Below are 26,155 nucleotides of genomic sequence, written 5' to 3'. Positions count from 1 at the left end.
GGGAGTTCGCCCGATGCATTGGGTTCCCGTCGCGGCTCTGAGCGACAACTACATCTGGCTGGTCGCCGATGACGAGGGCAATGCCTTCGTCGTGGATCCCGGTGAAGCCGCCCCCGTCGAAGCCGCGCTGAAAGAGCGAGGCTGGACGCTGACGGCCATCCTGCTGACGCACCACCATAACGATCACATCGGCGGCGTATCGGACCTCGTGCGCAATCACGACGTGGACGTGTACGCCACGGCGGATCCTCGCATCCAGCCGAAGAACCACTTCGTGGAAGACGGCGACACCATCACTCTGGATGCGCCGAAGGCGACCTTCAAGGTCATCGCCGTGCCGGGGCACACCAGCTCGCACGTGGCGTACTTCGGTGAGGGCTTCCTGTTCTGTGGCGACACCCTCTTCAGCGTCGGCTGCGGCCGGCTGTTCGAAGGCACGCCGGAGCAGATGCTCGCGTCGCTGGACAAGTTCGCCGATCTGCCGCCGGAGACCCTGGTCTGCTGCGCGCATGAGTACACCGCGTCCAATATCCGTTTCGCCCTCACGGTGGAACCGGACAACATACCCTTGCGCCTCCGTCGTGACGAGGTAGCGCGCCTGCGCGAGGAGGGCCGGCCGAGTGTGCCGAGCCGCCTCGCCGACGAGTACGCCACCAATCCCTTCCTGCGCGTGGACAGCGAGGCCGTCGTCCGCTGGTGCGAAGCGCAAGGTGGAGCCCACGCCACACGGATAGAGCGGTTCGCCGCTCTGAGACGTGCCAAGGACAGCTTCTCAGCATGAATTCCCTACGCCGGCGCCTGTTACCTTCGCTCATGCCCTTGTTCCTCACGGCATGCGCATCGACCATGACGCCGCGTGTGCCGACCACGCCACTGGCGGCGGCACCGCAGACGGCGCCGGTGAACGACGTGACGATGTCGCCGAAGCTGATGCGCCCCGCCCCGCCCGCCGACTTCTGGGGCAGCATGCGCGACAGCTTCGCCATGCCCGGCTGTGAAGCGGACCCGCAGGTGATGGCCTGGGCTCGCACGTATACGAAAATGCCCAACCGCTTCGAGCAGCAGGTCAACGAAGTGCTGCCGCTGATCGTATACGCGCACAAGTCGGCGATGCAGCACAGCGTGGCCGGCGAGTTCGCGCTGCTGCCCTGGGTCGAGAGCCAGTATCGCCACGTGCCCGGCGCGAAGAACCGCCCGGCTGGCATGTGGCAGATCATGCCGCAGACGGCGCATACGCTGGGCCTGCGCGTGGACAAGAATTACGACGAGCGACTGGACATCACCAAGTCCACCGAGTCGGTGATGTCGATGATGCGCCGCTACTACGACGACCTGGGCGACTGGCGTCTCGTGGATGTCGCTTACAACGCCGGCGAGTTCGGTCTGAAGAGGACCATCGACAAGCACGGCGGCCCGAGCGATGACGACGGCATCCCCGACGTCCCGATGAAGGCGAACACGCGCGAGCATCTGGTCAAGCTGATGGCGATCGCGTGCATCGTGCGTGACCCGGCGCGCTTCAACGTGCAGCTGCCCAGGCAGGACAACCAGGACAGCTTGCAGGTCGTCCAGGTATCGAACCCGCAATCCCTCGCGCAGGCGGCGAAGCAGTCCGGTCTGTCGATGGGCGATCTGCGCGACTTCAATCCGGCGTTCCGCACGACGAAGGCTACGGTGTCGTCGTCGCTGCTGCTGCCGAAATCGGCGGCGGATCAGTACAAGCTAGGCCCGGTGGATCCGGTGGCCGACGCCGACGTGCCGGACCCGATAGCGGATGACGCGGACGTGGCTGCGGCGGATGTGCCGGCGAAGAGCTCGCGCAAGGGCAAGGCGGCGGCGAAAGTGTCGAAAGCGGCTACGGCGAAGGCTTCGAAGAACACGAAGACGAAGGCACCGTCCGATGCGCCCGTAAAGAACGATGTCGTGATCCACAAGGTGGATAACGGGGAGTCGCTCTGGACGATCGCGCGCCGTCATCAGGTCAGCGTCGACCAGCTGATGAAGTGGAACGGGCTGCAGACGCAGGCCGTGAAGCCGGGCCAGGTGTTGCGGCTTACGGCTTCCAAATAAGCCGGACGGAGAGGGGACCTCGGACACGCCCGAGGTCCCGGCCAGACCTCAAAGCTGCACGACATCCCACTGCACGTCCGGATGGGTCTCGGCGTCGTAATCGACACCCTTCACCTCGAAGCCGAACAGCTTGATGAAGTCGTGCTTGTAACCGGCATAGTCGGTCACCTCACGCAGATTCTCGGTCGTGACGTTCGGCCAGAGCGCCTTGCACTCGGTCTGCACGTCATCGCGCAGTTCCCAGTCGTCCAGACGCAGACGGCCCTCGGCATCCGTCTCCGCCGCCTGGCCATCCGCGCGATACAGACGGTCGTGGAACAGACGGTTGATCTGCTCGATCGTGCCTTCGTGAATGCCCTTCGCCTTCATGATCTTGAAGACCATCGACACGTAGAGCGGAATCACCGGAATCGCCGAGCTCGCCTGCGTTACCACCGACTTCATCACACCGACGTACGAGCGCAGCCCCTTCGACGCATAGCGCGTGCCGAGCTCCTTCGCCGTGCGATCGAGATGCTGCTTGGCCTGACCCAGCGTGCCGTGCCAGTAGATCGGCCAGGTGATCTCGGTGCCCACATAGCTGTATGCCACCGTGGTGGCGTTGTCGGCGAGCACGCCGGCTTCGCTCAGTGCATCGATCCAGAGCGCCCAGTCCTCGCCACCCATGACGGTGACCGTGTCCTTGATCTCCTGCTCGGTGGCGGGCTCGACGGATGCCTGGATCACGGCGTCCTTATTCGTATCCACGGACGAGGCGGTGAACGTCTCGCCGATGGTCTTCAACGCGGAGCGCACCACTTCACCGGTCTTCGGCAGCTTGCGCACGGGCGACGCGAGCGAATAGACGACGAGGTCGACGGTGCCGCCCATCTCGGCCCGGATCAGCTCGATGACCTTCGCGCGGGTTTCGTCAGCGAAGGCGTCACCGTTGACCGAGCGGCTGTAAAGGCCTGCATCGGCGGCGAGCTTGTCGAACGCGGCCGAGTTGTACCAGCCGGCGGTGCCGGTCTTGGTGTCGCTCGACGGCTTTTCGAAAAACACACCCAGCGTGGCGGCGCCATGACCGAAGGCCGCGGTGATCCGCGAGGCCAGGCCATAACCGGTGGAAGCACCGATGACCAGCACACGCTTCGGGCCGTCGGCGAACGCGCCGCTGGCCCTGGTGATGGCGATTTGCTCTTCCACATTCTTCGCACAGCCGACCGGGTGGGCGGTAGTGCAGATGAAGCCACGAACCTTGGGTTGAATGATCACGGGTTGTCCCTTTGACGCGATAAGGCGCCCATTGTAAATCGGGCGACCCACCATGCGCTTCCGCATGGACGGCAGCCAGCCCGGTCGGCGAGAAACAAAAAAAAGGCCTCTCCGGAGAGAGGCCTTCCTTGGGATAGCCGTAAGCGTTACATCCGATCGGTGGCGACCTTGATCTCGCCCTTCGCCTTCAGGGCGTCGATGTATTCGATCGTGGCGGCCTGAGCCATCGCGTCCATCATCTGACCGCGCAGCGCGACGCGCTGTGCCTTCTCGACCTTGGACGGGTCGCCATCGGTGACCTTGTCGACCGCCACGAGCGCGTAGGTACCGTTACCGGTCGCCACGCTGCTCCAGGCGCTCTTGCCATCGACCGGATGCGGCAGCGAAAACGCCTGCTGCAGGACGGCCGGCGGCGCGTCCTTGATCGTCGCGAGCCTGCTGCGCTCCAGCCCGGTCAGGGTCTGCACCGGTGCCTTCACGAGGCTGGCGACATCGCCACCCTTGCTCAGCTGCGCGGCGAGGTCATCGGCCTGCTTCTTCGCGGCGGCATCGACGCGCTCGTCGAGGATGCGCTGGCGCACCGCATCGGTCACGTCGGCCAGCGCCCTGGGCGCCGCTGCCGCATGCTTGTCCAGATGCATGAGGACCGCATCGCCCTGCTGCACCTGTACCAGCGAGGAGTTGTTGCCCTGGTTCACCACGTCGTCGCCGAAGGCGGCCGTCACGAACTTCGGGTCCGCGGCGACGCCTTCACCACCCTGGCGACCGAACATCGGGGTCGTCTTGATCTCGACGCCGAGTTCCTTCGCGGCAGGCTCGAGCGAACCCGGGTTGCGCTCAGCCAGATCGGCCAGCTTACCGGCGCGCTCGTTGTAGAGGCGCTCGCCTTCGCTCTTGGCCCAGTCGCCGGCCAGCTGCCCGCGAACCTCGGCGAACGGCTTGGCATCACCCTCGCGCGCATCGCGCACCCAGATGATGTGATAGCCCTCTTCCGGCGAGAGAATCGGCTCTTTGGTGATCTCGCCCTTCTTCAGGCCGAACAGGGCGGTATCGAACGCCGCGTTGGCGACGCCCTTTTCCAGCCAGCCCAGATCGCCACCGGTGCGCTTCGAGCCCAGATCGTCCGAGTTCTCTGCGGCGAGCCTGGCGAAGTTTTCCGGGGTGGCTTCGGCGGCGATCTTTTTCGCCTTGTCGAGCGCGGCCTTCTGCTGCTCGGGCGTGGCGTTCTTCGGAACGTCGATGAGAATGTGCGACGCTTCGCGCTGCTCCGGCTGCGCGTAACGCTGCTTGTTCTTGTCGTACTGCTCGTGGAGCTGCTCGTCGGTCGGCTCGCCGATCTTGAGGTCGGCCTGCTTCACTTCGATGTACTGCACCGAGACCTGCTCGGGCGTGGTGTAGTCGGCGATGTGCGACTTGTAGAACGCGTCGATGTCCGCATCCGCGACGGTGGCGTCGGTCAGGGACGGACGCGGCAGCACGGCGTAGCGCAGATCGCGCTGCTGGCCGTGCAGACGGAAGAAGTTGTCGACGTCGGCTTCGCTGACGATCGTGGTTGCGGAAATCGCTTCCGGGATCATCTGCGTGGCGAGCGACGTACGGACCTTGCTCTCGTACATGGCGGGGCTCATGCCCTGCATCGAGAGGATCGCGCGATAGGCTTCGGGACTGAACTGCCCGTTGACCTGAAAGCCGGGATCGGTGGCGATGGTGGTGCGCACGGCAGCGTCGGAGACGGTCAGGCCGAGATCGGTGTTGGCCTGCTGCAGCAGCGCCTGGCTGATCATGCCGTCGAGCACCTTCTGCTTGAGCTCGGGCTTCTCGAGATCCGCTGCGGTGAACGGCGAGTTCGGATCCTGTGCGGCCTGCTGGCGAAGACCATTGAGGCGGTCCTGCCACTCCTGCTGCGAGATCTCGTGGTCACCGACCTTCGCGACGTACGTATCGACGCGCGAGACGAAGTACGACTCGATACCGAAGAACGCGACGGCGAAGACGCAGACACCGAGGACGATGGCGGCGGGCCAGCCATGGATCTTGTTACGCAGGGCTTGCAGCATGATGCGACTCGCAAGGTTTACGCCGGAAAAGTCCTCACCGGCGGATAGATAAAGCAAAGGCGCCACGCGGGCGCCTTTGCGGACAATGGCGGAGTGGACGGGACTCGAACCCGCGACCTCCGGCGTGACAGGCCAGCATTCTAACCGACTGAACTACCACTCCACTTCCCGTTGGTGGGTGCTGAGGGGATCGAACCCCCGACCAGCGCCGTGTAAAGGCGACGCTCTACCGCTGAGCTAAGCACCCCCTTACGGGGAAGACTGCTTAGTTTACGTGATCCTTGAGCGCCTTGCCAGCGGTGAAGGCCGGGACCTTCGACGCCGGGATCTTGATCTCTTCGTTCGTGCGCGGGTTGCGGCCCGTGCGAGCGGCGCGGCTGCGCAGCTTGAAGGTGCCGAAGCCGACGAGGGCAACGTCTTCACCCTTCTTGAGGGTGTCCTTCACCGCTTCGATCAGGCCTTCGAGCGCCTTGCCGGCGTCGGCCTTCGACAGTTCAGCCTTTTCAGCAATGGCGGCGATCAGGTCGGTTTTATTCATTACGTAACTCCCTTCAAAGGTAATTCGAATCGCCGGACGGCGATCCTTGGCGAGAAGACGTCAGGTTACGAATCTCACCATGTGGCATGACTCAGCAACCCCGCGATCCAGGGCGCCCTTGCGGCGCGGGCGATGGCGGAGCGGACTTTATACCAGTGCCCTACCCCTACCGCAATACGAGCAATACCAACGCTTTCAGCGGGTATGCATAAAAAAGATTATCGCGAAGCGATCGTGACAGGACGACGAAAAAGAAAAGGGAGCACGGTGACCCGCGCCCCCTTTTCGTATGCGATGAAACACTCCGGCGATCAGTGAGTAAGCGACGGCGAACCTTTGCCCTTACCCTTGCGACCCGGCGCGGGTGCCACGTCGACACCGGCCTCGCCCGCGCCCTTCTTGCTGGGCCCGATCGGACGTTCGAGTGCGAGATCAAGCACTTCGTCGATCCACTTGACGGCGTGGATGTCCAGCGAGCTCGTGATGTTTTCCGGCAGGTCGACAAGATCTTTCTTGTTCTCGTCCGGAATGATCACGGTGGTGATGCCGCCGCGATGCGCCGCAAGCAGCTTCTCCTTGAGCCCACCGATGGGCAGCACGCGACCGCGCAGCGTGATCTCACCGGTCATCGCCACTTCGGAGCGCACCGGCACCTTTGTCAGCGCCGACACGAGCGACGTCGCCATGGCGATACCTGCACTCGGACCGTCCTTGGGCGTCGCGCCTTCGGGAACGTGGATGTGGATATCGAGCTTCTCGTGGAAGTCGGGTTCGATACCCAGACCCGCGACGCGTGCGCGTACGACGCTGAGCGCCGCCTGGATCGATTCCTTCATCACGTCACCGAGCTGACCGGTATGGACCAGTCGGCCCTTGCCCGGTACGACGGATGCTTCGATGCTGAGCAGGTCGCCGCCGACCTGCGTCCAGGCCAGACCCGTAACCAGGCCGACTTCGTTCTGCTGCTCGGCACGACCGAAGTCGAAGCGACGCACACCGAGGTAATGGTCGAGGTTTTCGGCATCGACGCGAACCAGATCCGGCGCAAGCGCCTTACCCTTCGCCGCCTTGCCGGCCGCCTTCTGCACCTTGGCCTTCGCCTTGGCCGGGACCGTACCCAAGGCGATTTCCTTCACCACCTTGCGGCAGATCTTGGAGATCTCGCGCTCGAGATTACGCACGCCCGACTCGCGCGTGTAGTAACGCACGATGCCGCGCAAGGCGCTTTCGTCGATACCCAGTTCCTCGGACTTCAGGCCGTTCGCCTTCAGCTGCTTCGGCAGCAGGTACTTCTGCGCGATGTTGAGCTTCTCGTCTTCGGTGTAACCGGGAATACGGATCACCTCCATACGATCGAGCAGCGGACCCGGGATGTTCAGCGAGTTCGCGGTCGCGATCCACATGACTTCCGAGAGGTCGAGATCGACTTCGAGATAGTGATCGTTGAACGCGCTGTTCTGCTCCGGATCGAGCACTTCGAGCAACGCCGACGACGGATCGCCACGGAAGTCCATCGACATCTTGTCGATTTCGTCGAGGACGAACAGCGGATTCTTCGTGCCGACCTTGTTGAGGTTCTGCACGATGCGCCCCGGCATCGAACCGATGTACGTACGACGATGGCCGCGAATCTCGGCTTCGTCACGAACGCCACCCAGGCTCATGCGGACGAACTTGCGGTTCGTCGCCTTGGCGATGGACTGGCCGAGCGAGGTCTTGCCGACGCCGGGCGGACCGACGAGACAGAGAATCGGGCCCTTCATCGTGTTCACGCGCTGCTGCACCGCGAGATACTCGAGGATGCGGTCCTTGACCTTCTCCAGACCGAAGTGATCGGCGTCCAGCGTTTCCTGCGCGAGCGCCAGATCCTTGAGGACCTTGCTGCGCTTCTTCCACGGCACGCCCACCACCCAGTCGAGGTAGTTGCGCACCACGGTGGCCTCGGCCGACATCGGCGACATCTGCTTGAGCTTGTTGAATTCCTGGCGCGCTTTCGCGAGCACGGCCTTGGGCATGCCCGCCGCGTCGATCTTCTTCTGCAGCTCTTCGATTTCGTTGACGCCCTCGTCGCCTTCACCCAGTTCCTTCTGGATGGCCTTCATCTGTTCGTTGAGGTAGTACTCGCGCTGGCTCTTTTCCATCTGCGACTTGACGCGACCGCGGATGCGCTTTTCGACCTGCTGCAAGTCCATCTCACCATCTACGAGGCCGATGAGGAGTTCGAGACGCTCACCGACATCGGACGTTTCGAGCACACGCTGCTTGTCCGCCATGCGCACGGAAAGATGCGCGGCGATGGAGTCGGCCAGACGCGACGGATCGTCGATGCCCGAGAGCGTCGCCAGAATCTCCGGCGGCAGCTTGCGGCTCTGCTTGACCAGCTGTTCGAACAGCGAGACCAGCGAGCGCGACACGACGTCGAGCTCGCGCTCGTTCTTGCTGTAGATCGGCTCGATGACGCGGGCGCGGCCGCTCATCATCCCGGCCTCGTCCTCGAAGGCGTCGATCTGCACGCGCGACTGCCCTTCGACCAGCACCTTCACGGTGCCGTCGGGGAGCTTCAGCAGCTGCAGGACGCCCGCGAGCGTACCCACCTGATGCAGGTCGCCGATCGAGGGATCGTCGATGTCGGGGCTCTTCTGGGCGACGAGCAGGATCTGCCGTTCGCCTTCCATTGCCCGCTCGAGCGCACGCATCGATTTGTCGCGTCCCACGAAGAGCGGGATGACCATGTGCGGGTAGACGACAACGTCACGCAAGGGCAGGACCGGCAATAGGTCCAGCTCGGATCCGCTCGTGGTCTGGTTGCGATTCTTCGCCATGTGCTTAGGGTTTCCCTCAGAGTTTTTTGGGCTCGCCCCGACACTGCGCCGGAGCCGCCATACACGTCAAGTGGTGGTTCGCGGAGGACCGATCAAGAGCGGCACGCCGAAAGAAAAACGGCCCCGGCGTCAGTGACGCCGGGGCCGTCGGTGTACGTAACGCCCGTTACGTCAGGCGGCGTCGCCACCCTCGCCCGCGATCCTCTGCTGCTGCAGGTTCCCGCGGTAGATAAGGTACGGCTCGGCCTGGCCATCGATCACGGCGTCGTCGACCACCACCTTGCTGACGTGCTCCAGCGACGGCAGTTCGAACATCGTGTCAAGCAGCACCTGTTCGAGAATGGTTCGCAGTCCACGTGCGCCGGTCTTACGCTTGAGCGCGCGACGGGCAATGGCGGACAAGGCTTCCGGGCGGAACTCGAGCTCGGCGCCTTCCATATCGAACAGCTTGCGGAACTGCTTGGTGACCGCGTTCTTCGGCTCGGTGAGAATCTGCACCAGGGCAGCCTCATCGAGCTCGTCGAGCGTTGCCACGACCGGGAGGCGACCGACGAATTCGGGAATCAGACCGAAACGGACCAGATCCGCCGGCTCGACTTCCGACAGCGTCTTGCCGACGTTCTCGGTGCGTTCCTTGGAGCGGACTTCGGCCTTGAAGCCGATACCCGTGGTCTCCGAACGCTGCTGAATCACCTTGTCCAGCCCGGCGAAGGCGCCGCCGCAGATGAACAGGATATTGCGCGTGTCGACCTGCAGGAATTCCTGCTGCGGATGCTTGCGACCACCCTGCGGCGGCACCGAGGCGAGCGTGCCCTCGATGAGCTTGAGCAGAGCCTGCTGAACGCCTTCGCCGGACACGTCGCGGGTGATCGACGGGTTCTCGCTCTTACGCGAGATCTTGTCGATTTCGTCGATGTAGACGATGCCGCTCTGCGCCTTCTCGACGTCGTAGTCGCACTTCTGCAGGAGCTTCTGGATGATGTTTTCGACATCTTCACCGACATAGCCGGCTTCGGTCAGCGTCGTGGCATCCGCGATGGTGAACGGCACGTTGAGCAGGCGAGCCAGCGTTTCCGCCAGCAGCGTCTTGCCCGAACCGGTCGGACCAATCAGGAGGATGTTGGACTTGCCCAGCTCGACATCGTCGTTCTTCTGGCGCGATTCCATGCGCTTGTAGTGGTTGTAGACCGCGACGGAGAGCGCTTTCTTGGCGCGTGTCTGGCCGACCACGTACTGGTCGAGGGCTTCCATGATTTCGCGAGGCTTGGGAAGCTGGGTCCGGCCGGAGGCCGCCTTTTCTTCCAGCTCCTCGCGAATGATGTCGTTGCACAGCTCAACGCATTCGTCGCAGATGAACACGCTGGGGCCGGCGATCAACTTGCGCACTTCATGCTGGCTCTTGCCGCAGAAGGAGCAATAAAGAATCTTTCCGCCGTCGTTGGAACGGCTCTGCCGCTCGTCGCTCATGCTTTGGGCCCTACTGAGAATCCAGGTGCGCTTTGAGAATAGCACAGCACTCCGCCCCTGGAATCAGGGGCGAAGTGCCGGTTTTCACAAGCGTATACGTTCAAATCAAGCCGAACGGACGGTGTCGACGGTACGCTTATCGGGCACCGAGTCGATCAGGCCATAGGCCTGGGCTTCGGCGCCGCTCATGAAGCGGTCGCGCTCGGTGTCACGGGCGATCTCTTCGACCGTCTTGCCACTGTGGTGGGCAAGGATGGCGTTGAGACGCTCACGCATGGTCAGGATTTCACGGGCGTGAATCTCGATGTCCGTGGCCTGCCCCGAGATGCCGCCAGCCCAGGGCTGGTGGATCATGATGCGCGAATGCGGCAGCGAGTAACGCTTGCCCGCCGCACCCGCCGCCAGCAACAGGGCACCCATGGAGGCGGCCTGGCCGATGCACATGGTACTGACGTCCGGCTTCACGAACTGCATCGTGTCGTAGATCGCCATACCCGCGGTGACGGAACCACCGGGGCTGTTGATATACAGGTTGATGTCCTTGTCCGGGTTTTCGGACTCCAGGAACAGCAACTGGGCGACGATGACATTGGCCATGTAGTCGTCGACCGGGCCGACCGCGAAGATGATGCGCTCCTTGAGGAGACGCGAATAGATGTCGTACGAACGCTCGCCACGCGAGGTCTGCTCGACAACGATGGGCACCAGGTTGAGATTCTGGATCGGAGCCATGGACATGTGGTCTCTCCTAACGTGTGGGGCCCGGCTGTTGCAAGAAGATCGGTACTTACGCGCCGATCGGTCGCATCACCTCGTCGAAGCTCAGTTCCTGGTCGGTGGACTTGGCGTTGTCAGCCACCCACTCGGCCACCTGATCCTCCATCACGCGGTTCTGCAGTCCCGACATCAGTTGGGGATCACCGTTATACAGTTCAATGACCTTTTCCGGTTCTTCATAGGTCGAGGCAATCGCCGTGAGCATTTCAGCCATGCGCTTGCGATCGATCCGGATCTCGTTCTTGCGTGCGATTTCGCCCATGAGCAGGGCGGCGGCGACGCGCTTGCGAGCAAACGGAGTGGCCTCGGCGACCATCTGCGGGCTCGGCTCCTGGCCACGCGGCAGGTTGCCGGCGGCGAGGCTGCGGGCTTCGGCGTCGGACATCAGTTCCGGCACGTCGAGGTCCGGGTAGGCACCGGCCAGCTTCTCGGCCACTTCGGACTTGAGACGGGCCATGAGCGTCGCCTTGAGCTCGCGCTCGAGGTTGGCGCGAACTTCCTTACGGAAGGTTTCCAGGTCCCCGTCGGCCACACCGAACAGCTTGACGAAGTCGGCGTCGACGGCCGGGAGGTTGGCTTCCTGCACCTTGATGATCTTGAAGGTGACCTTCGCGGTCTTGCCGGCGAGCTCCGGGTTACGGAAGTCTTCCGGGAAGGCGACGTCCTGGACCAGCTCTTCGTCAGCCGAACGGCCGGTCAGCGCTTCGTCGAGCGCCTTGAACAGGGTGCCCGAGCCCAGCACGCTGCCGGCACGCTCGAGACCTTCGGCCGGGAAGCGGTAGTCACCGGCTTCGGCGGCGTATTCGAACATCACGAAGTCGCCGTCTTTCGAGGCGCGCGAGACTTCGTCAAAGCTGCGACGCTGGGTGCGCAGGGTTTCGATCATCTTGTCGATGTCGGCGTCCTTGACCTCCGCCTTGGGGCGGGCGATTTCGATCGTCGAGACGTCGATGGCCGGGAACTCCGGCATCACTTCGAACGTGGCCGTGTAGGCGATCTCGCCGTTCTCGGGGTTGCCCGTGGTGTCGACCGACGGATTGGCGATCGGCTGGAGCTTCTCCTGCTCGACGGCCTGGCGCAGGGTGCTGCCGATCAGCTCGGACAGCGCCTCACCACGGACCTGCGCGCCGAAGCGCTGCTTGATCACGTTGGTGGGCACCTTGCCCGGACGGAAGCCCTTCAGACGCACCGTGCGACCCATCTCCGCGATGCGCTCGCTGACCTGCGACTCGAGGCGCTCCGCCGGGAACTTCACCGTGAGCTTGCGCCCGAGCTTGCCGACATTCTCAACCGAAACCTGCATGACCTCTCCTGAAACCACTAAAACGATATGGGATTCACCGCGAATGTCGGGCTCGTCGCCGCGACTTTGATCCCCGGCGGCGAAAAACCCCGCAAATGACTGCCCATTCTACGTTTTGCCCTTACACCGCCGCAACCTGCGTCAGCCGGGGCTCCAGCGCCTCGGGCCGCCGCCTTCCGAGGCCAGCGAGTCTCCCGGATTGGCGAGAGCGCATGCCGTCAGCGAAAGACAGCCGCAGCCGATACAGTCCGCCAGTTTGTCTTTCAGATTAAGCAGTTGCGAGATTCTTCCCTCCAGTTCCTCACGCCAGGCGGCCGACATCGTCGCCCACTCGTCGCGCGTCGGCGTTCGCTCATCGGGGAGTGTCGCAAAGGCCTGACGGACGGCCTCCAGGGGGATGCCTACGCGCTGGGCGACCCGAATGACCGCGATCCGGCGCAGGACGTCCGCGGAAAACCGGCGCTGGTTGCCCGAGGTACGCAGGCTCCGGATCAGCCCTTTCCGCTCATAGAAATGCAGGGCCGACACCGCGACACCGCCGCGCCTGGCCACCTCCCCCACACTCAGCTCGCGCATCCGCTTGACCTAAACGTTAGTTGAGGTCGCATCCTGCGCCTCTCCGGGACCGCCGCGCAAGCGTGCGACACTCCCCACCCCAAGGAAGCCAGCATGCACGTGGGAACCTCCGACCCCCATCTCACTCCCGCCGAAACCCTTCCCCAGGTCGACGGCATCCTCAGTCCGCGATACCGCGCCGCCACGCTCGGCATGGTCTGCCTGATTTCGCTGATCGCCTTCGAGGCGCTGGCCGTCACGACCGCGATGCCTACGGTCGCCCGCGAACTGGACGGACTTCGCGCCTATGCCCTCGCCTTCGGCGGCGTTCTGGCGACCAGCGTCATCGGCATGACGCTGTCGGGCCGCTGGAGCGATCGGCGTGGGCCGGCGCCCGCCATGTGGACGGGCCTGGTCGGGTTCGTGATCGGGCTGCTCATCGCCGGATCGGCGCAGAACATGCCGATGCTCCTTGTCGGACGACTCGTCCAGGGACTGGGTGCCGGCTGCCTGTCCCCTGCCCTTTACGTCATCGTCGGCCGCCTTTATCCGGAGTCGATGCGAGCGAAAGTGTTTGCCTCGTTCTCCGCGGGCTGGGTCGTGCCTGCGCTCATCGGTCCGGCGGTGAGCGGAGCGATCGTCGAGCACATCGGCTGGCGCTGGGTGTTCCTCGCCGTGCCGCTGCTCGCATTACCGGCCGCCCTCGGGTTACGCGGCGCCTTGCGCTCGCTGCCGGCGCCGTCCGGCACACCATCGGATACCTCGGGACGCATGCTCAATGCGGTCGGGGCGTCCCTGGGTGCGTGCCTGCTGTTCGTGTCGGGTCAGGAGCACGGCCTGCTCGCTGTCGCGCTGATGTTGCCGTCACTCGCACTGCTCTTCTTCTGCGGGCGCCGCCTCTTGCCACCCGGCACCTTGCGGGCTGCGAGAGGGTTGCCTGCGGTCGTCGCCTTGCGTGGCATTGCCGCGTCGGCGTTCTTCGGCGCCGAGGCATTCCTTCCGCTCGTGTTCTCGCAGCAGCATGGGCTGTCACCGATGTGGTCCGGGCTTGCGATCAGTGTCGGCGCGATCGGCTGGTTTTCCGGTTCGTGGTACCAGGGCCACTACGCGAAAATTTCGCGACAGACTTTACTCACTCGCGGCACTGCGCTGATGGTGATCGGCAGCATCGTCGCGTCGCTCGGTATCTTCGAGTGGATGCCTGTGCCTGCCGCCGTTGCCGGATGGCTGATTACCGGGTTGGGCATGGGAATGCTTTACGGGACGGTTTCCGTGCTCGCGTTGTCGATGTCCGCGGAGCACGAGCAGGGAAAGAACAGTTCGGCGTTGCAGCTGTGCGAGTCGTTGATGGTGGCGACGACGCTGGCGGTCGGAGGTACGCTGTTCGCGGCGCTGCTCAACGTCTCGCACGTGGCGGCGTTTGCGGCGAACTTCGCGATTACGGTGGTGTTGGCGGTGCTGGGAACGGTGGTTGCGCGGCGTACGCGCGCCGACGCATGAACCCGGGCGTCATTGATCGGTGCGGAACCATCGCCCATCATCGTGCCAGCCGGTGAATCAACGAATTTCGGACTGGTGCGAGAGGGGGGACTCGAACCCCCACGGGTTACCCCGTCAGAACCTAAATCTGGTGCGTCTACCAATTCCGCCACTCTCGCTCGCGGCGCCATTCTAGGCGCCCGCAGGACGCAGGTCTACCGACTCAGCCGCGGCAGCCGGAAAGCAGGTCGAGCTCCGGCTTGTACACCGACGTGCGCGTGCCGAAGAAGCCCAGCAAGGTATGGAACAGGTTGTCCTGACTGGCCGGCTGCACGCGTCGCTGATTGAGGCACTCCAGCCGCATGCCCGTGTCGCTTACCCAGCCCGGAGAGAACCACATCAGCATCGGGATGTGCTTCTGCTGTGTGGGGGCCGTATCCCAGTCCGCGCCATGGAGATAGATGTCGTGCTCACCCAGCGACTCGCCGTGATCGGACAGGTACATCATCGCGCTGTCGATGTCGGGCGCGGCCTTCAGCGTATCCACGACCCGGCCAAGGATATGGTCGGTGTAGAGAATGGTGTTGTCGTAGCTGGCCACGGTCTGCGCATAGGTGCACGTCTGCACTTCGGCGGTCTCGCAGCCGGGTTTGAAGACATTGAAGGCGGACGGATAACGCTGGAAGTAAGACGGCCCGTGGCTACCCTTGATGTGCAGCACCAGCAACGCGGGTGAGCGCATCTTCGCCAGACGCTCAGGCAGGTCCGCCAGCAACACTTCGTCGACGCAACCATCCGCGTCGCACAGACCCGCGACCCTGGCATTGGTCAGGTCATCGTTGGGCACTCGGGCGCAGACGTCCTTGCAGCCTTCATCGTTGTCACGCCAGAACACGTCCACGCCGGCGTGCTGAAGCACATCCAGCGCATTCCAGTGCGACTTGGCGACCGGCTTATCGAACTTCGCGCGCGTCATGTCCGAGAACATGCAGGGGACCGACACCGTCGTCGCCGTGCCGCACGACCAAGCATCGCTGAAATAGATCGCGCCCGCCCGCTTCATCTCGGGATTGGTGTCGCGCGCATAACCCTGCAGCGACTGATTTTCCGCGCGCGCCGTCTCACCCACCACCAGCACGACAACACGCTTGCGCGGAGCGACGGACGCATCCGTTGGCGGCAGCGTCGCGTCGGTGCCGATCGGCACCATCACCCTCTTGCGACGGAACACATCGCGCTGCAGGTAGTGAAACGTGCCGCTGAGCGCCGCATAGGGATTGAAGACCTCGTACATCGTGCGGTGATTGCGCTCGAAGTAGACGTAGGTGCGACCCATCAACATGGGCGGCACGAGCATCAGCGCGGCCGCGACCAGCACAATGACGGCACGCCAGCTGAGGCTTCGCCAGAAAGGCATGAAACGCACGGGCACGAGCAGAACGAGGACGGCGGGCAGCACGCCGAACAGCGCGATCCATGTCACCGATCCGGTCGTGATCATCGCCATCGCTTCGGCGCGCTGCGTCTCGAAAATGCTCTGGATGATTTCTTGGTTGAGGCGCACGCCGAAGGTGTCGGCGTAGAAGGCGCTCGCGGCGGAGACAACGATCAGCACGGCCAGCAGCGCTTTACCGATACGCGGCCACGTGACCAGGGCGAGCGTCAGAACCAGATTGCCAACCAGCCGACAGCAAACTGTCACGCTGAGACCCCAGAATCCTTGTATGCCCTGCGATGCTGCCAGAGCCGCGTGCAGCTCCGTCCACAAGCCACGATTCAGCACGGCGAGGATGTACACGGCGACCACGGCGCCGAGCGCCCATGCCGGTAGCGCTCGCCGGGCGCGGCGCTGAGACGACTGGTCTTGAATGATCATCGGGTATCCATCCTGGCCCGAGACAGTCGCGAGCACATGAAATATCGCACATAAGAAAAAGGCACCTAGATTTCTCTAAGTGCCTGATTCAAATTGGTGGGCCGTGTAAGATTCGAACTTACGACCAATTGATTAAGAGTCAACTGCTCTACCAACTGAGCTAACGGCCCGTTTTAAACTTGCAAACCACACTAAAAGTGGGGTGGACGATGGGACTCGAACCCACGACATCCGGAATCACAATCCGGTACTCTAACCAGCTGAGCTACGCCCACCATAAAACACGATCTGGCGCGCCCGACAGGAATCGAACCTGCAACCGTCGGCTTAGAAGGCCGATGCTCTATCCGGTTGAGCTACAGGCGCAGGCACTGTACGTAGAACGCCAATTGGTCGGGGCAGAGGGATTCGAACCCCCGACATCCAGCTCCCAAAGCTGGCGCTCTACCAGACTGAGCTATACCCCGAACTTCTAAGCTGCATCCCGATGACCCGGGGTGAAGCCGTCAAATGTTACGGGTCTAACTCAAGCCCGTCAATCCGTATGAACACACCACACTTTCAACTACCGCTACCGTCGCGCATGTACCGCGCCGGCTTACCGCTTAAAGATGGTGCGCCCGGAGAGATTCGAACTCCCGACCACCAAGTTCGTAGCCTGGTACTCTATCCAACTGAGCTACGGGCGCACACTTTAAACCTTTAACCCGGCGACTTCCGCTGCGAAGCGTTGGCGCCGTGTCGAGAAGCGGAATTATTCAGATATCGGAGCTGTGCGTCAACCCTTTTCTGCATCTTTTTTTCTCGAATCGGTAACACGCAGTTCAAATAGCCGTCCGAATGAAGAAGGGCGGCCATGGGCCGCCCTTCTCTTTTACAGCTGTGTCGCTGGTTTACCGACTTTGTCCGGCGCCGGACCCGTGTCGCGCGGCGGCGGCGGCGGGGTCGAACCCGGCTTCTGCCAGTCGGCCGGCGGACCCGGCTCACGACCGTTCATGATGTCGTCGATCTGGCGCGCATCGATGGTCTCGTAGAGCAACAGTGCTTCGGCCATACGGTGCAGCTTGTCGATGTTCGTCGTCAGGAGGTCCTTGCTGCGCGCGTAAGCGCGATCCAGGATCGTCCTGACCACTTCGTCGATCTTGCGCGCGGTCTCGTTGGAGACGCTCTTGTGCTGCGTGACGGAGCGACCGATGAAGACCTCGTCCTCCTCCTCGCCGTACATCACCGGACCGAGTTCGTCCGACAAGCCCCACTTGGTGGCCATGTTGCGGGCCATCTTGGTGGCGCGTTCGATGTCGTTGGAGGCACCGGTAGTGATCTTGTCGTGGCCGAAGATGACCTCTTCCGCGACGCGGCCGCCGTACAGCGAGCACAGCTGCGATTCGATCGCGACCTTGTTCATGCTGTAGCGATCGCCTTCCGGCAGATACATGGTCACACCGAGCGCGCGACCGCGCGGAATGATGGTGACCTTGTAGACCGGATCGTGCTCGGGCACCAGGCGGCCGATGATGGCGTGGCCGGCCTCGTGGTAAGCGGTCAGCTTCTTCTCTTCGTCGTTCATGGCCATCGAGCGGCGCTCGGAGCCCATGAGGATCTTGTCGCGCGCACGATCGAGGTGGCTCATGCGGACTTCGCGCGCATTCTCGCGCGCCGCGAACAGGGCGGCCTCGTTAACCAGGTTGGCCAGGTCGGCGCCGGAGAACCCGGGCGTGCCGCGCGCGATGACCATCGCTTCGACATCGGCCGCTGTCGGCACCTTGCGCATGTGGACCTTGAGGATCTGCTCACGCCCCTTCACGTCCGGCAGGCCGACCACCACCTGGCGGTCGAAGCGGCCCGGACGCAGCAGCGCGGGATCGAGGACGTCGGGACGGTTCGTGGCGGCGATGACGATGATGCCTTCCGTACCCTCGAAGCCATCCATCTCGACCAGCAGCTGGTTGAGGGTCTGCTCGCGCTCGTCGTGACCGCCACCCATGCCGGCGCCGCGATGGCGACCGACGGCGTCGATCTCGTCGATGAAGATGATGCAGGGAGCGTGCTTCTTGGCCTGCTCGAACATGTCGCGCACGCGGCTCGCGCCGACACCGACGAACATCTCGACGAAGTCCGAGCCGGAGATCGAGAAGAACGGCACCTTGGCTTCGCCCGCGATGGCCTTCGCCAGCAGCGTCTTACCGGTACCGGGCGGACCCACCATCAGCACGCCGCGGGGGATCTTGCCGCCCAGCTTCTGGAACTTGCCGGGGTCGCGGAGGAACTCGACCAGTTCGCCCACCTCTTCTTTCGCTTCGTCGCAGCCAGCGACGTCGGTGAAGTTGACCTTGACCTGGTCCTCGCCCTGAAGCTTGGCGCGGGAGCGCCCGAAGCTCATGGCACCGCGACCGCCCGAGCCGGCCTGCATCTGTCGCATGAACCAGATCAGGACGGCGACGAAGATGATGATGGGCAGCCAGTTGAAGACCAGCCCCAGAAGGGAGAAGCCGTTATCGGCCGGCTCCTGGCGCAGCTCGACGCCCTTGTCGCGCATCTGCTTGACCAGGTCGCTGGTCGACAGGCCGACCACCGGCACGACGGTGCGGTAGGAACCGCCGTCTTTCAGTTTGCCGGTGATGGTCGGAGGTGCCGTCGACGTAATGGTGCCGCTGGCGACGTTCCCGTTATCGACCTGCTGGGCGAAGGTCGTGTAGGACATGTCCTGCGACGATCCGCCGTGCGGGTTGAAGGTCTGGAACACGGTCAGGAGGACCACCGCGATGATCAGCCAGAGCAACAGATTTTTTGCCATCTCATTCATGCGCGGTTCTCGCCTGGTTGCCGGGTCGCGGACTTCAGTCCGGTCGCCAGTGCATACACCTCCGGCGAACGTGCGCGGGAGGCTTTCGGTTTACGCATCGTCACGCGACTGAAGTCAGCGCGCAAGGTCTTGAGGTACTCGTCGAATCCCACGCCCTGGAACAGCTTCACGAGAAACGACCCGCCCGGCTTCAGCCATTCGAGGCTGAACTCACGAGCGAGATCGCAAAGGTCCATCGCGCGGATCTGATCCGCCAGTGCCACACCGGACATATTGGGGGCCATGTCCGACAGGACAAGATCGACCTTCTGGCCGCCAAGCATGGATTCCAGCTCGCGCAGGACCGATTCCTCACGGAAATCGCCCTGCATGAACTCGACCCCGGCCAGGCTGGCCATCGGCAGGATGTCCATGGCGATGACCTTGCCGGTGTCGCCCAGGCGCTGGCGGGCCAGCTGCGACCAGCCGCCCGGGGCGGCGCCGAGATCGACCACGGTCATGCCGGGCTTGATCAGGCGGTCGCGCTCGATCAGTTCTTCGAGCTTGTAGATGGCGCGCGAACGCGCCCCCTCGGCCTGAGCCTTCTTGACGTACGGATCGTCGAAGTGCTCTTTAAGCCAACGGGAGCTGGTCTTGCTGCGTGCCATGGGCTTTTGCCGGATTCTTAATAAGGAGCGGGCCTTGCATGATACCCTTTGCCGCCTATCCGCCGCACATCGAACCTGAACGCAATGTCGCTTTCCCCTACACAGCGCCGATATCTCCGTAGTCTCGCCCACGACCTGCGGCCGGTCATCCTGCTCGGCAACAAGGGCGCGACCGAAGCCGTCGCCAAGGAACTGGCCCAGGCCCTGGATATCCATGAGCTCGTGAAAGTGAAGCTTTCCGGCGGCGACAAGGACGAGCGCCAGGCTCAGATCGCCTTCCTGTCGGGCCAGACCGGTGCCGAGAACGTCCAGGAAATCGGCCATATCGTCGTCCTGTTCCGCCGTAACGAACAGGATCCGAAGCTCGCCCTGCCCCGGTAACCCGCATGGATCTCTCGTTCGAACACCCGGGTGAGTACCTGTTCGTGCGCCGGGTTGGCCCCGACACGGTCACCGTAGTCGACCGCGACTTCCGTACGAGCCTCCTGCTGACGCCAGAACGGGTGGTCGAGGACTGGGCCGTGAGCGACGCGAGCCAGCTCGGCGCCGACGATGTCGAGACCTTCGTCGCCCTCGGCCCCGAACTCGTCCTGCTCGGTACCGGCGAGCGCCAGGTGTTTCCGCCGGCCGCCTTCATGGCGGGACTGCTGAAGAAGGGTATCGGCGTCGAAGCCATGACCAACGGATCGGCCGCCCGCACTTACAGCCTGCTGGCTGGCGAGGGCCGCAAGGTCCTGGCCGCCTTCATCCTTCCCAAGGTCTGAACCTCATGCGACTCCTGGTCCTCGGCGCCGGCGGGACCGGCGGTTACTTCGGGGGTCGGCTCGCACAGGCCGGCGCCGATGTCACTTTTCTCGTCCGCCCCGAGCGCGAGCGCGTACTGGGCGAACAGGGACTGGTGATTCGCAGCCCGCTCGGCGACGCGACGGTGAACGTCGCAACGGTCACCGCCGAAACGGTCGGCAACGCGGGCGCATTCGATATCGTCCTGCTTTCCTGCAAGGCGTACGACCTGCATTCCGCCATCGAGGCCATCGATCCGGCCGTGGGTCCCCGGACCGCCCTCCTTCCGATCCTGAACGGTCTGGCGCACTACCCGACGCTCGACCGGCGCTTCGGGCCGGACGCCGTCATTGGCGGACTTTGCTTCATCAGCGCGGCGAAGGGTCCGCACGGCGAGGTTCTGCACTTCGGCAACGCCGCCTCGGTCACCTTCGGCGAACGTGACGGCCAGGCGCATGACAACCGTTGCGATGCCGTGGCGCAGGCCTTTACCGCCGCCGGGGTCGACCACGCTCACTCGACGGACATCCACCGCGACATGTGGGCGAAGTTCTCCTTCCTGACGACGCTCGCCGGCGCGACCTGCCTGTTCCGCGCAAGCATCGGCGACATCGTCGCCACCAACGACGGCCGCCAGCTGATCGAGCGCATGTACGAGGAGTGCCTGATGGTGGCGCGCGCCTCGGGCCATGCCGTGCCCGACACCGCACGCTCGTTCGCCTGGAAGACGCTCACGCAGGAGGGCTCACCGCTGACGGCGTCGATGCTGCGCGACCTGGAGTCGGGGCAGCGGGTCGAAGCGGATCACATCGTCGGCGACATGCTGACGCGGGCGCGGGATGCGGGCATCGCCGCGCCGATGCTGGAGGTGGCATTCGCTCACCTTCAGGCGTACGAGGTCAGGCGCCCTACTTAGCCGGCAGATACTGCAACGGATCGACCGGGTTGCCATCCCGCCGGATCTGGAACTGCAGTTCGTCGCGCGTCGCACCCGACGAGCCCATCTCGGCCACCGACTGCCCCGCCTTCACCTTCTCGCCTTCCTTCACCAACCGCTTCCGGTTGTGCCCATAGGCGGAGAGGAAGCTGTCGCTGTGTTTGATGATGACGAGTTCGCCGTAACCGACCAGTCCATTACCGCTGTACACCACGACACCGTCGGCGGCCGCGCGCACCGGATCGCCCGACTTGCCGGCGACCTCGATGCCGGGGATGGCATCGCCCGACGCGAATTTCTTGATCAGCATGCCGTCGGCAGGCCAGCGCCAGTTGATGCCGCCCGCACTGCGCGTCGCGCCGCTGGTGACGATCGGCGTGGCCGCCGGCGGGTTTTCGACCGGCGCCGGAGCGGCAGCGGGAGCGGAAGGCGTCGGCGCCGGAGGCACGAGCGACTCACCAGGCTTACCCGCCACGACCACCGGCGTATTGGTGGTCGTCGCCGGCGCCGGCACGGACGGCGGAGCCGACTCGGCGGCGGTCACATTCTCGAAGGCGGGCCTGGTCGGCTGCACGGGCGGTGGCGGTGAAGCCGGCGCCGGATGCCCGGCAGGCGGCGGCACGGCAACGACCACCGGCGGAGCGGCGTGCGACGGAGCCGGTGCATTCTCATGGCCTGGCGGCGACAGGCGAAGATCCTGCCCCGGCCAGATGGTGTACGGCGAAGCGATACCGTTCCAGCCGGCCAGATCGCGGAAATCGACCTTGTTCCGGAATGCGATGCTGTAAAGCGTATCGCCCTTGACGACGCGGTAGCTCCCACCCGGAGGCGGCGACGGCGACGTGGCGGCGTGCGCCGGACCGTAACCACCCGGTGAGCGGGTCACGACCACGGTACGGGTCGGCGCGCAGGCGGAAAGAGCCACAGCCATGCCCAGCACGACGGCCAGGGCCAGCGGACGGGTCATGAGCATCGCGGATTTCCTTTCTCGGTCACTCATCGCAACAGGAACCACCAGACGGCCAGGAGGACGACCGCCACGATAACAGCCCAACCTATCCACTCGATGTGTTTGCGGAGCATCTTTTCGGCACGCTCGCCGAAGATGCGGATCAGCAGCGCCAGCAGCCAGACGCGCTTGCCGCGACCGATCAGCATGCACAGCAGAAAAGGCAGCAGGGGCACGCCGACGATGCCCGAGGCCCAGGTGACGAACTTCATCGGCACCACGGGCTGCAACGCGGCCATGGCGAGCACGATGTATAGCCCGAACGAGTGTGCCTCCATGTCCTTCTGCAGGTTGCCCACGCCCGTCATGATGGGCGCCAGGAGGTGCATCGACTCGAGCAGCGGCTTCAGCGCTTCGAAGGCGTAGTGGCCGAGCATGTAGCCGACCAGCGAACCCAGCAGCGAAAACAGCAGGCTCCAGTTAGCGAGGCGGAAAGCCTTGCGCGGCTCGGCCAGCATCATCGGCGCGAGCATCACCTCGGGCATCACCGGAAAGATGAAGGCCTCGACGAACGAAAGTCCCGCGAGGTAGCGGACCGCGTGACGATGGCGTGCCCAGACGATGGCGCGCTCGTAGAGCGATGAAAACATCCGCATTCAGCGGTTTCCCTTATGGTGTGAGGGCATCAGCCGATGCCGCCGAGCAGCGGAACGAAACTCACCGCGCCGAGTTCTTCGCGCACGACCTCACCGTCGTCGCCCTTGCGCAGGCGGAGCAGCAGCTGCTGGCTCGGACTACCGACCGGCGCGACCAGTACCCCGCCCGGCTTGAGCTGATCGAGCAGCTTCGCCGGTACGCGATCGCCCGCGGCGGTCAGGATGATGGCGTCGAACGGTGCGTCGGACTCCCAGCCCAGCTTGCCGTCGTCGTGGCGCGAGCGGAGGTTCTCGATACCCAGCTGGCGGAACCGGCGGCGCGCCTGACGCAGCAGCTCTTCGATCCGCTCGACGGTATAGACGGTCGGCACGATGCCGGCGAGCACGGCGGCCTGGTAACCCGAGCCGGTGCCGATCTCGAGCACGCGTTCGGGGACGCCGTGCTCGATCAGCGCTTCCGTCATGCGCGCGACGATCCACGGCTGCGAAATCGTCTGGCCGTGGCCGATGGGCAGCGCGGTGTTCTCGTAGGCGCGCGAGTGCAACGCCTGATCGATGAAGTGATGACGCGGGAGCTGGCGGATTACTTCCAGGACGCGCTCGTCGCGAATGCCCTCCTCCACCAGCCTGGCGACGAGGCGATCGCGCGCCCGTTGCGAGGTCATGCCTTCGCCGCGCAGCGCGGAAGGAGGAAGGGCGTGCAGGTTCACCATCAGGCCGCCTCCTCGCTGTCCATCGCCGAGGAGAGCGACAGCATCCAGCTGCTCACTTTCTCCAGTGCCTGAAAGCGCGTCAGGTCGGTGTGGATCGGCGTCACCGAAACGAAGCCCCGGCGCACGGCGTCGAAATCGGTGCCCGGACCGGCATCGTCGATTTCTCCCGGCGGACCGATCCACCACAGGGTGCGACCACGCGGATCCTCGCCGCGGATCGCCGGAGCGGCGCGATGGCGACGGCCGAGGCGGGTCACTTCGAAACCCCGGATGGCTTCCCAGGGGAGATCGGGGACGTTGACGTTGAGAATGGTGTCGGCAGGCAGCGGATCGACGATCAGGCGCTGCATCAGCATGAGCACGGCGCTCGCGGCCGAATCGAAATGGCGGCCGGTGCCCTCGCCCGTCACCAGGGAGACCGCGATGGCGGGCAAGCCAAGGAAGCGCCCCTCCATCGCCGCGGAGACGGTACCGGAGTAGATGACGTCGTCGCCCAGATTGGCGACGTTGTTGATGCCCGAGACGACGATGTCGGTCTCATGATCGAGCAGACCCGAGAGCGCCAGATGCACGCAATCGGTCGGCGTGCCGGAGACACGGTAGAAGCCATTTTCGAGACGCTGCGCACGGATCGGCGCATCGAGGGTGAGCGAATTGCTCGCCCCGGAGCGATCGCGGTCGGGCGCGACGACCGTCACCGCGCCGAACTCGCCCAGACGCCCGGCGAGGACCCGGATGCCCGGAGCCTCCACGCCGTCGTCGTTGCTAACCAGAACTTGCATGCTGATCCAGATCGAAAAACGGGTACGGCGGCCACAGCTGAAACAAGAGCCGCCCGACCGCCCAAGTCTACCGGACCGGGCAGCGGGATTCACGAAAGGCCGCTAGGATGTGAGACATGAAGCGACGCTCGCCCACGGTCAATGAGGACGACAGCCAGCTGTTTCGCGAGGCGATCGGCGACGTTCGACCCATGGCGCCCGTCGAGCCCGTGCCACAGCGCCCCCGGCCGGCGCCGCATCCGCACATGCGCGACGCGGACGAAGCCGCGGTGCCCGCGGATTCGATGCTGTTCGATTACGACCCGGCGGACCTGGAGGTAGGTGAGGAACTCTCCTACCTTCGCGACGGCTATCCACCGAAACTGCTGAAGCAACTGAAGCGCGGGCAATTCAGCATCCAGGCGGAGGTGGACCTGCACCAGATGAACGCCGCCGCTGCGCAGCTGACCATTGCCGAGTTTCTGGCCGAGTGCCGGCATGACGGAATCCGCTGTGTGCGGATCATTCATGGGAAGGGACTGCGGTCGAAGGCGGCGGGGCCCGTGCTCAAGGGGCTGACCGACCGGCTGCTGCGGCGACGGGACGATGTGGTGGCGTTCGCTTCGGCGAGGCCGGCACAGGGCGGGACCGGCGCGGTGGTGGTGCTTTTGAAGGGGTGACCCTGGTTACGAGGTCACCGCTACTTCCCGAAGCACGGTGGTCGCATACGCCCCGCCCGGCAGCCCGAACGACACTTCCAGCGCGCCGTCGTCCAGCCAGCGCCACGCCAGGTCGCGCGGCATCAGACGCAGCGCCCGGCGCTCCTGGTCCATGCGCGCACCCGCAAGTCCCCTGACGAGGACGTCATCCCGCGCGGCGACCGAACGCTCCAGCTCACCGACCGCCTCGGTGGTCGGCGGCTCACCATCGCCCCACAACGGTCCGGACGGATGGATGTCGAAACGTCCCAACCGCTCGGCCAGCGTCTCGTTGAACGGCTCCGGCCCGAACCACGAGCGCGAGCCATCGAGGGACCAGATCTCGCCGCCCATCGGCGTGTCCCACTGCCCTGTGCGGACACGCTCGGCGAGCACGCCGTTATAGATGTGCGAGCGTGCGGCGGAAAGCAGGATCGACCGTTTGTCGCGATCCACGCGGCGACCGCCGAACATCGCCTTCGCCTGCTCGACGTTGTTGCCACCCAGGCCGAAACGCTGCTCACCAAAGTAATTGGGCACGCCACGCGCGGCGATCTCCGTCAGACGCGCATCGGCGGCCGCGCGATCGCCCTCGATTTCGCGCAGCACAAGGACAAAGCGGTTTCCACGCAGGGCACCGCGCTTGATCTTGCGCGAGTGACGCGCGGCCGAGACGATCGTCACGTCCTCATGCGGAAACGCCGACCAGTCCGGATCGGCCTTGCCCGGCAGATGTGCCGTGAACACCTGGCGCGTCACGGCGTGACGGTCCTTCATGCCGGCATAGCCGACGTTCATCGCCTGGATACCGGCGAACTTCGCCAGCTCGCGCGCTACCCACTCGGTATTCTGACCGCGTTTCTCGACGAGGAGAAACGCATGCTCGCCGGCTCCGTCGGCTTCGTAACCGAGAATTTCCTCGACGAAGAAATCCTCGGGCGCGGAACGCAGGCGACCGCGCAACGGCGGTTCGCCGAAGGCGTAGGGAAGTTCGTTATGGTCTGTCATGT

Annotated in this window: 23 protein-coding genes and 8 tRNA genes; 7 read left to right on the top strand and 24 right to left on the bottom strand. The window is 64.3% G+C overall.

Features of this window, described 5'->3' with window-relative positions; all coding sequences use genetic code 11:
• The first annotated feature begins 13 nt into the window (after positions 1-13).
• Together gloB and BLT40_RS02395 are read left to right on the top strand one after the other, a co-directional pair.
• Complete coding sequence (gene gloB, locus BLT40_RS02400) at positions 14-781, top strand: hydroxyacylglutathione hydrolase (RefSeq protein WP_090351092.1); 768 nt, start codon at positions 14-16, stop codon at positions 779-781.
• Positions 778-2,070: a lytic transglycosylase domain-containing protein gene (locus BLT40_RS02395; RefSeq protein ID WP_090351089.1), complete on the top strand. Its 1,293-nt coding sequence runs from the start codon at positions 778-780 to the stop codon at positions 2,068-2,070. The genes gloB and BLT40_RS02395 overlap by 4 nt, the downstream gene beginning before the upstream one ends.
• A gap of 48 nt (positions 2,071-2,118) precedes the next feature.
• On the opposite strand, the gene fabV is transcribed toward BLT40_RS02395, so the two are convergent.
• From fabV to soxR, 10 genes are all read right to left on the bottom strand, one after another.
• Positions 2,119-3,324 (bottom strand): enoyl-ACP reductase FabV, encoded by a 1,206-nt coding sequence (gene fabV / locus BLT40_RS02390; protein WP_036112063.1) that lies wholly within the window; start codon positions 3,322-3,324, stop codon positions 2,119-2,121.
• A 146-nt stretch (positions 3,325-3,470) separates the two neighbouring features.
• Positions 3,471-5,381 carry a SurA N-terminal domain-containing protein gene (locus BLT40_RS02385; RefSeq protein ID WP_090352503.1) on the bottom strand — a complete coding sequence of 637 codons (1,911 nt, stop codon included), beginning with the start codon at positions 5,379-5,381 and terminating at the stop codon, positions 3,471-3,473.
• 86 nt (positions 5,382-5,467) lie between these two features.
• A tRNA-Asp gene (locus tag BLT40_RS02380) sits at positions 5,468-5,544 on the bottom strand.
• Positions 5,545-5,553: 9 nt separating this feature from the next.
• Positions 5,554-5,628, bottom strand: a tRNA-Val gene (locus BLT40_RS02375).
• 18 nt (positions 5,629-5,646) lie between these two features.
• Entirely contained in the window at positions 5,647-5,919 is a 273-nt protein-coding gene (locus BLT40_RS02370; protein ID WP_036112061.1) for an HU family DNA-binding protein, read from the bottom strand.
• Between the two features lie 311 nt (positions 5,920-6,230).
• Positions 6,231-8,741 (bottom strand): endopeptidase La, encoded by a 2,511-nt coding sequence (lon, locus tag BLT40_RS02365; RefSeq protein WP_036112059.1) that lies wholly within the window; start codon positions 8,739-8,741, stop codon positions 6,231-6,233.
• A 171-nt stretch (positions 8,742-8,912) separates the two neighbouring features.
• Complete coding sequence (gene clpX, locus BLT40_RS02360; RefSeq protein ID WP_036112057.1) at positions 8,913-10,208, bottom strand: ATP-dependent Clp protease ATP-binding subunit ClpX; 1,296 nt, start codon at positions 10,206-10,208, stop codon at positions 8,913-8,915.
• A 105-nt stretch (positions 10,209-10,313) separates the two neighbouring features.
• Positions 10,314-10,946, bottom strand: a complete 633-nt coding sequence (gene clpP / locus BLT40_RS02355) for an ATP-dependent Clp endopeptidase proteolytic subunit ClpP (RefSeq protein ID WP_036112054.1) — start codon at positions 10,944-10,946, stop codon at positions 10,314-10,316.
• A 49-nt stretch (positions 10,947-10,995) separates the two neighbouring features.
• Positions 10,996-12,288 (bottom strand): trigger factor, encoded by a 1,293-nt coding sequence (gene tig, locus BLT40_RS02350; RefSeq protein WP_036112052.1) that lies wholly within the window; start codon positions 12,286-12,288, stop codon positions 10,996-10,998.
• A gap of 141 nt (positions 12,289-12,429) precedes the next feature.
• Positions 12,430-12,864: a redox-sensitive transcriptional activator SoxR gene (soxR, locus tag BLT40_RS02345; protein WP_036112049.1), complete on the bottom strand. Its 435-nt coding sequence runs from the start codon at positions 12,862-12,864 to the stop codon at positions 12,430-12,432.
• A 192-nt stretch (positions 12,865-13,056) separates the two neighbouring features.
• On the opposite strand from soxR, the gene BLT40_RS02340 reads away from it, so the two are divergent.
• The gene (locus tag BLT40_RS02340; RefSeq protein ID WP_255363969.1) at positions 13,057-14,343 is read left to right on the top strand and encodes an MFS transporter; all 1,287 of its coding nucleotides are present in this window, start codon (positions 13,057-13,059) and stop codon (positions 14,341-14,343) included.
• A gap of 73 nt (positions 14,344-14,416) precedes the next feature.
• Here BLT40_RS02340 and BLT40_RS02335 read toward each other — a convergent pair.
• The 9 genes from BLT40_RS02335 to rlmE form a co-directional block, all read right to left on the bottom strand.
• Positions 14,417-14,501 (bottom strand) — tRNA-Leu (locus BLT40_RS02335).
• Positions 14,502-14,545: 44 nt separating this feature from the next.
• Positions 14,546-16,198, bottom strand: coding sequence for a phosphoethanolamine transferase (locus BLT40_RS02330; RefSeq protein WP_090351084.1), 1,653 nt, complete (start codon positions 16,196-16,198; stop codon positions 14,546-14,548).
• Positions 16,199-16,292: 94 nt separating this feature from the next.
• A tRNA-Lys gene (locus BLT40_RS02325) sits at positions 16,293-16,368 on the bottom strand.
• A 28-nt stretch (positions 16,369-16,396) separates the two neighbouring features.
• Positions 16,397-16,473, bottom strand: a tRNA-His gene (locus BLT40_RS02320).
• Between the two features lie 14 nt (positions 16,474-16,487).
• A tRNA-Arg gene (locus tag BLT40_RS02315) sits at positions 16,488-16,564 on the bottom strand.
• 24 nt (positions 16,565-16,588) lie between these two features.
• Positions 16,589-16,665: transfer RNA gene (locus BLT40_RS02310), tRNA-Pro, on the bottom strand.
• 145 nt (positions 16,666-16,810) lie between these two features.
• A tRNA-Arg gene (locus BLT40_RS02305) sits at positions 16,811-16,887 on the bottom strand.
• A 185-nt stretch (positions 16,888-17,072) separates the two neighbouring features.
• A complete protein-coding gene (ftsH, locus tag BLT40_RS02300; RefSeq protein WP_176167763.1) occupies positions 17,073-19,001 on the bottom strand; it encodes an ATP-dependent zinc metalloprotease FtsH in 1,929 nt (642 codons plus the stop codon).
• Complete coding sequence (gene rlmE / locus BLT40_RS02295) at positions 18,998-19,648, bottom strand: 23S rRNA (uridine(2552)-2'-O)-methyltransferase RlmE (RefSeq protein WP_036112043.1); 651 nt, start codon at positions 19,646-19,648, stop codon at positions 18,998-19,000. Before rlmE ends, ftsH begins: the two co-directional genes overlap by 4 nt.
• Before the next feature lie 84 nt (positions 19,649-19,732).
• Here rlmE and BLT40_RS02290 point away from each other — a divergent pair, with 84 nt between their 5' ends.
• From BLT40_RS02290 to panE, 3 genes are read left to right on the top strand one after another with little or no spacing between them, the layout of a single operon-like run.
• Positions 19,733-20,029: a YhbY family RNA-binding protein gene (locus BLT40_RS02290; protein WP_036112039.1), complete on the top strand. Its 297-nt coding sequence runs from the start codon at positions 19,733-19,735 to the stop codon at positions 20,027-20,029.
• 5 nt (positions 20,030-20,034) lie between these two features.
• The gene (locus tag BLT40_RS02285) at positions 20,035-20,412 is read left to right on the top strand and encodes an Mth938-like domain-containing protein (protein WP_090351081.1); all 378 of its coding nucleotides are present in this window, start codon (positions 20,035-20,037) and stop codon (positions 20,410-20,412) included.
• A gap of 5 nt (positions 20,413-20,417) precedes the next feature.
• A complete protein-coding gene (gene panE / locus BLT40_RS02280) occupies positions 20,418-21,347 on the top strand; it encodes a 2-dehydropantoate 2-reductase (protein ID WP_090351078.1) in 930 nt (309 codons plus the stop codon).
• Here the strand turns inward: panE and BLT40_RS02275 are convergent.
• The 4 genes from BLT40_RS02275 to surE are packed head-to-tail and all read right to left on the bottom strand — an operon-like array spanning position 21,340 to position 24,468.
• Complete coding sequence (locus BLT40_RS02275; protein WP_090352502.1) at positions 21,340-22,335, bottom strand: peptidoglycan DD-metalloendopeptidase family protein; 996 nt, start codon at positions 22,333-22,335, stop codon at positions 21,340-21,342. The genes panE and BLT40_RS02275 overlap by 8 nt on opposite strands.
• Before the next feature lie 29 nt (positions 22,336-22,364).
• Positions 22,365-22,973, bottom strand: a complete 609-nt coding sequence (locus BLT40_RS02270; RefSeq protein ID WP_036112032.1) for a YqaA family protein — start codon at positions 22,971-22,973, stop codon at positions 22,365-22,367.
• Positions 22,974-23,002: 29 nt separating this feature from the next.
• Entirely contained in the window at positions 23,003-23,686 is a 684-nt protein-coding gene (locus BLT40_RS02265) for a protein-L-isoaspartate(D-aspartate) O-methyltransferase (protein WP_036112029.1), read from the bottom strand.
• The gene (gene surE, locus BLT40_RS02260) at positions 23,686-24,468 is read right to left on the bottom strand and encodes a 5'/3'-nucleotidase SurE (RefSeq protein WP_090351076.1); all 783 of its coding nucleotides are present in this window, start codon (positions 24,466-24,468) and stop codon (positions 23,686-23,688) included. The genes BLT40_RS02265 and surE overlap by 1 nt, the downstream gene beginning before the upstream one ends.
• A gap of 116 nt (positions 24,469-24,584) precedes the next feature.
• On the opposite strand from surE, the gene BLT40_RS02255 reads away from it, so the two are divergent.
• Complete coding sequence (locus BLT40_RS02255; protein ID WP_090351074.1) at positions 24,585-25,127, top strand: Smr/MutS family protein; 543 nt, start codon at positions 24,585-24,587, stop codon at positions 25,125-25,127.
• A 6-nt stretch (positions 25,128-25,133) separates the two neighbouring features.
• On the opposite strand, the gene truD is transcribed toward BLT40_RS02255, so the two are convergent.
• Positions 25,134-26,153 carry a tRNA pseudouridine(13) synthase TruD gene (truD, locus tag BLT40_RS02250; RefSeq protein ID WP_090351069.1) on the bottom strand — a complete coding sequence of 340 codons (1,020 nt, stop codon included), beginning with the start codon at positions 26,151-26,153 and terminating at the stop codon, positions 25,134-25,136.
• Positions 26,154-26,155: the final 2 nt, after the last annotated feature.

It is taken from the genome of Dyella sp. 333MFSha, from assembly GCF_900102405.1.
Taxonomy (GTDB): domain Bacteria; phylum Pseudomonadota; class Gammaproteobacteria; order Xanthomonadales; family Rhodanobacteraceae; genus Luteibacter; species Luteibacter mycovicinus.
This window is presented reverse-complemented; position numbering and strand designations above follow the sequence as displayed.

What these genes read in the sequence shown, in the direction of transcription:
- tig (WP_036112052.1), bottom strand. Translation starts at nt 12,288, where the DNA reads ATGCAGGTTTCGGTTGAGAATGTCGGCAAGCTCGGGCGCAAGCTCACG.
- BLT40_RS02275 (WP_090352502.1), bottom strand. Translation starts at nt 22,335, where the DNA reads ATGACCCGTCCGCTGGCCCTGGCCGTCGTGCTGGGCATGGCTGTGGCT.
- soxR (WP_036112049.1), bottom strand. Translation starts at nt 12,864, where the DNA reads ATGCGCGAGCTGAGTGTGGGGGAGGTGGCCAGGCGCGGCGGTGTCGCG.
- BLT40_RS02395 (WP_090351089.1), top strand. Translation starts at nt 778, where the DNA reads ATGAATTCCCTACGCCGGCGCCTGTTACCTTCGCTCATGCCCTTGTTC.
- BLT40_RS02255 (WP_090351074.1), top strand. Translation starts at nt 24,585, where the DNA reads ATGAAGCGACGCTCGCCCACGGTCAATGAGGACGACAGCCAGCTGTTT.
- gloB (WP_090351092.1), top strand. Translation starts at nt 14, where the DNA reads ATGCATTGGGTTCCCGTCGCGGCTCTGAGCGACAACTACATCTGGCTG.
- BLT40_RS02265 (WP_036112029.1), bottom strand. Translation starts at nt 23,686, where the DNA reads ATGGTGAACCTGCACGCCCTTCCTCCTTCCGCGCTGCGCGGCGAAGGC.
- surE (WP_090351076.1), bottom strand. Translation starts at nt 24,468, where the DNA reads ATGCAAGTTCTGGTTAGCAACGACGACGGCGTGGAGGCTCCGGGCATC.
- BLT40_RS02290 (WP_036112039.1), top strand. Translation starts at nt 19,733, where the DNA reads ATGTCGCTTTCCCCTACACAGCGCCGATATCTCCGTAGTCTCGCCCAC.
- BLT40_RS02370 (WP_036112061.1), bottom strand. Translation starts at nt 5,919, where the DNA reads ATGAATAAAACCGACCTGATCGCCGCCATTGCTGAAAAGGCTGAACTG.
- BLT40_RS02340 (WP_255363969.1), top strand. Translation starts at nt 13,057, where the DNA reads ATGGTCTGCCTGATTTCGCTGATCGCCTTCGAGGCGCTGGCCGTCACG.
- rlmE (WP_036112043.1), bottom strand. Translation starts at nt 19,648, where the DNA reads ATGGCACGCAGCAAGACCAGCTCCCGTTGGCTTAAAGAGCACTTCGAC.
- ftsH (WP_176167763.1), bottom strand. Translation starts at nt 19,001, where the DNA reads ATGAATGAGATGGCAAAAAATCTGTTGCTCTGGCTGATCATCGCGGTG.
- clpP (WP_036112054.1), bottom strand. Translation starts at nt 10,946, where the DNA reads ATGTCCATGGCTCCGATCCAGAATCTCAACCTGGTGCCCATCGTTGTC.
- BLT40_RS02270 (WP_036112032.1), bottom strand. Translation starts at nt 22,973, where the DNA reads ATGCGGATGTTTTCATCGCTCTACGAGCGCGCCATCGTCTGGGCACGC.
- lon (WP_036112059.1), bottom strand. Translation starts at nt 8,741, where the DNA reads ATGGCGAAGAATCGCAACCAGACCACGAGCGGATCCGAGCTGGACCTA.
- clpX (WP_036112057.1), bottom strand. Translation starts at nt 10,208, where the DNA reads ATGAGCGACGAGCGGCAGAGCCGTTCCAACGACGGCGGAAAGATTCTT.
- BLT40_RS02385 (WP_090352503.1), bottom strand. Translation starts at nt 5,381, where the DNA reads ATGCTGCAAGCCCTGCGTAACAAGATCCATGGCTGGCCCGCCGCCATC.
- panE (WP_090351078.1), top strand. Translation starts at nt 20,418, where the DNA reads ATGCGACTCCTGGTCCTCGGCGCCGGCGGGACCGGCGGTTACTTCGGG.
- BLT40_RS02330 (WP_090351084.1), bottom strand. Translation starts at nt 16,198, where the DNA reads ATGATCATTCAAGACCAGTCGTCTCAGCGCCGCGCCCGGCGAGCGCTA.
- BLT40_RS02285 (WP_090351081.1), top strand. Translation starts at nt 20,035, where the DNA reads ATGGATCTCTCGTTCGAACACCCGGGTGAGTACCTGTTCGTGCGCCGG.
- truD (WP_090351069.1), bottom strand. Translation starts at nt 26,153, where the DNA reads ATGACAGACCATAACGAACTTCCCTACGCCTTCGGCGAACCGCCGTTG.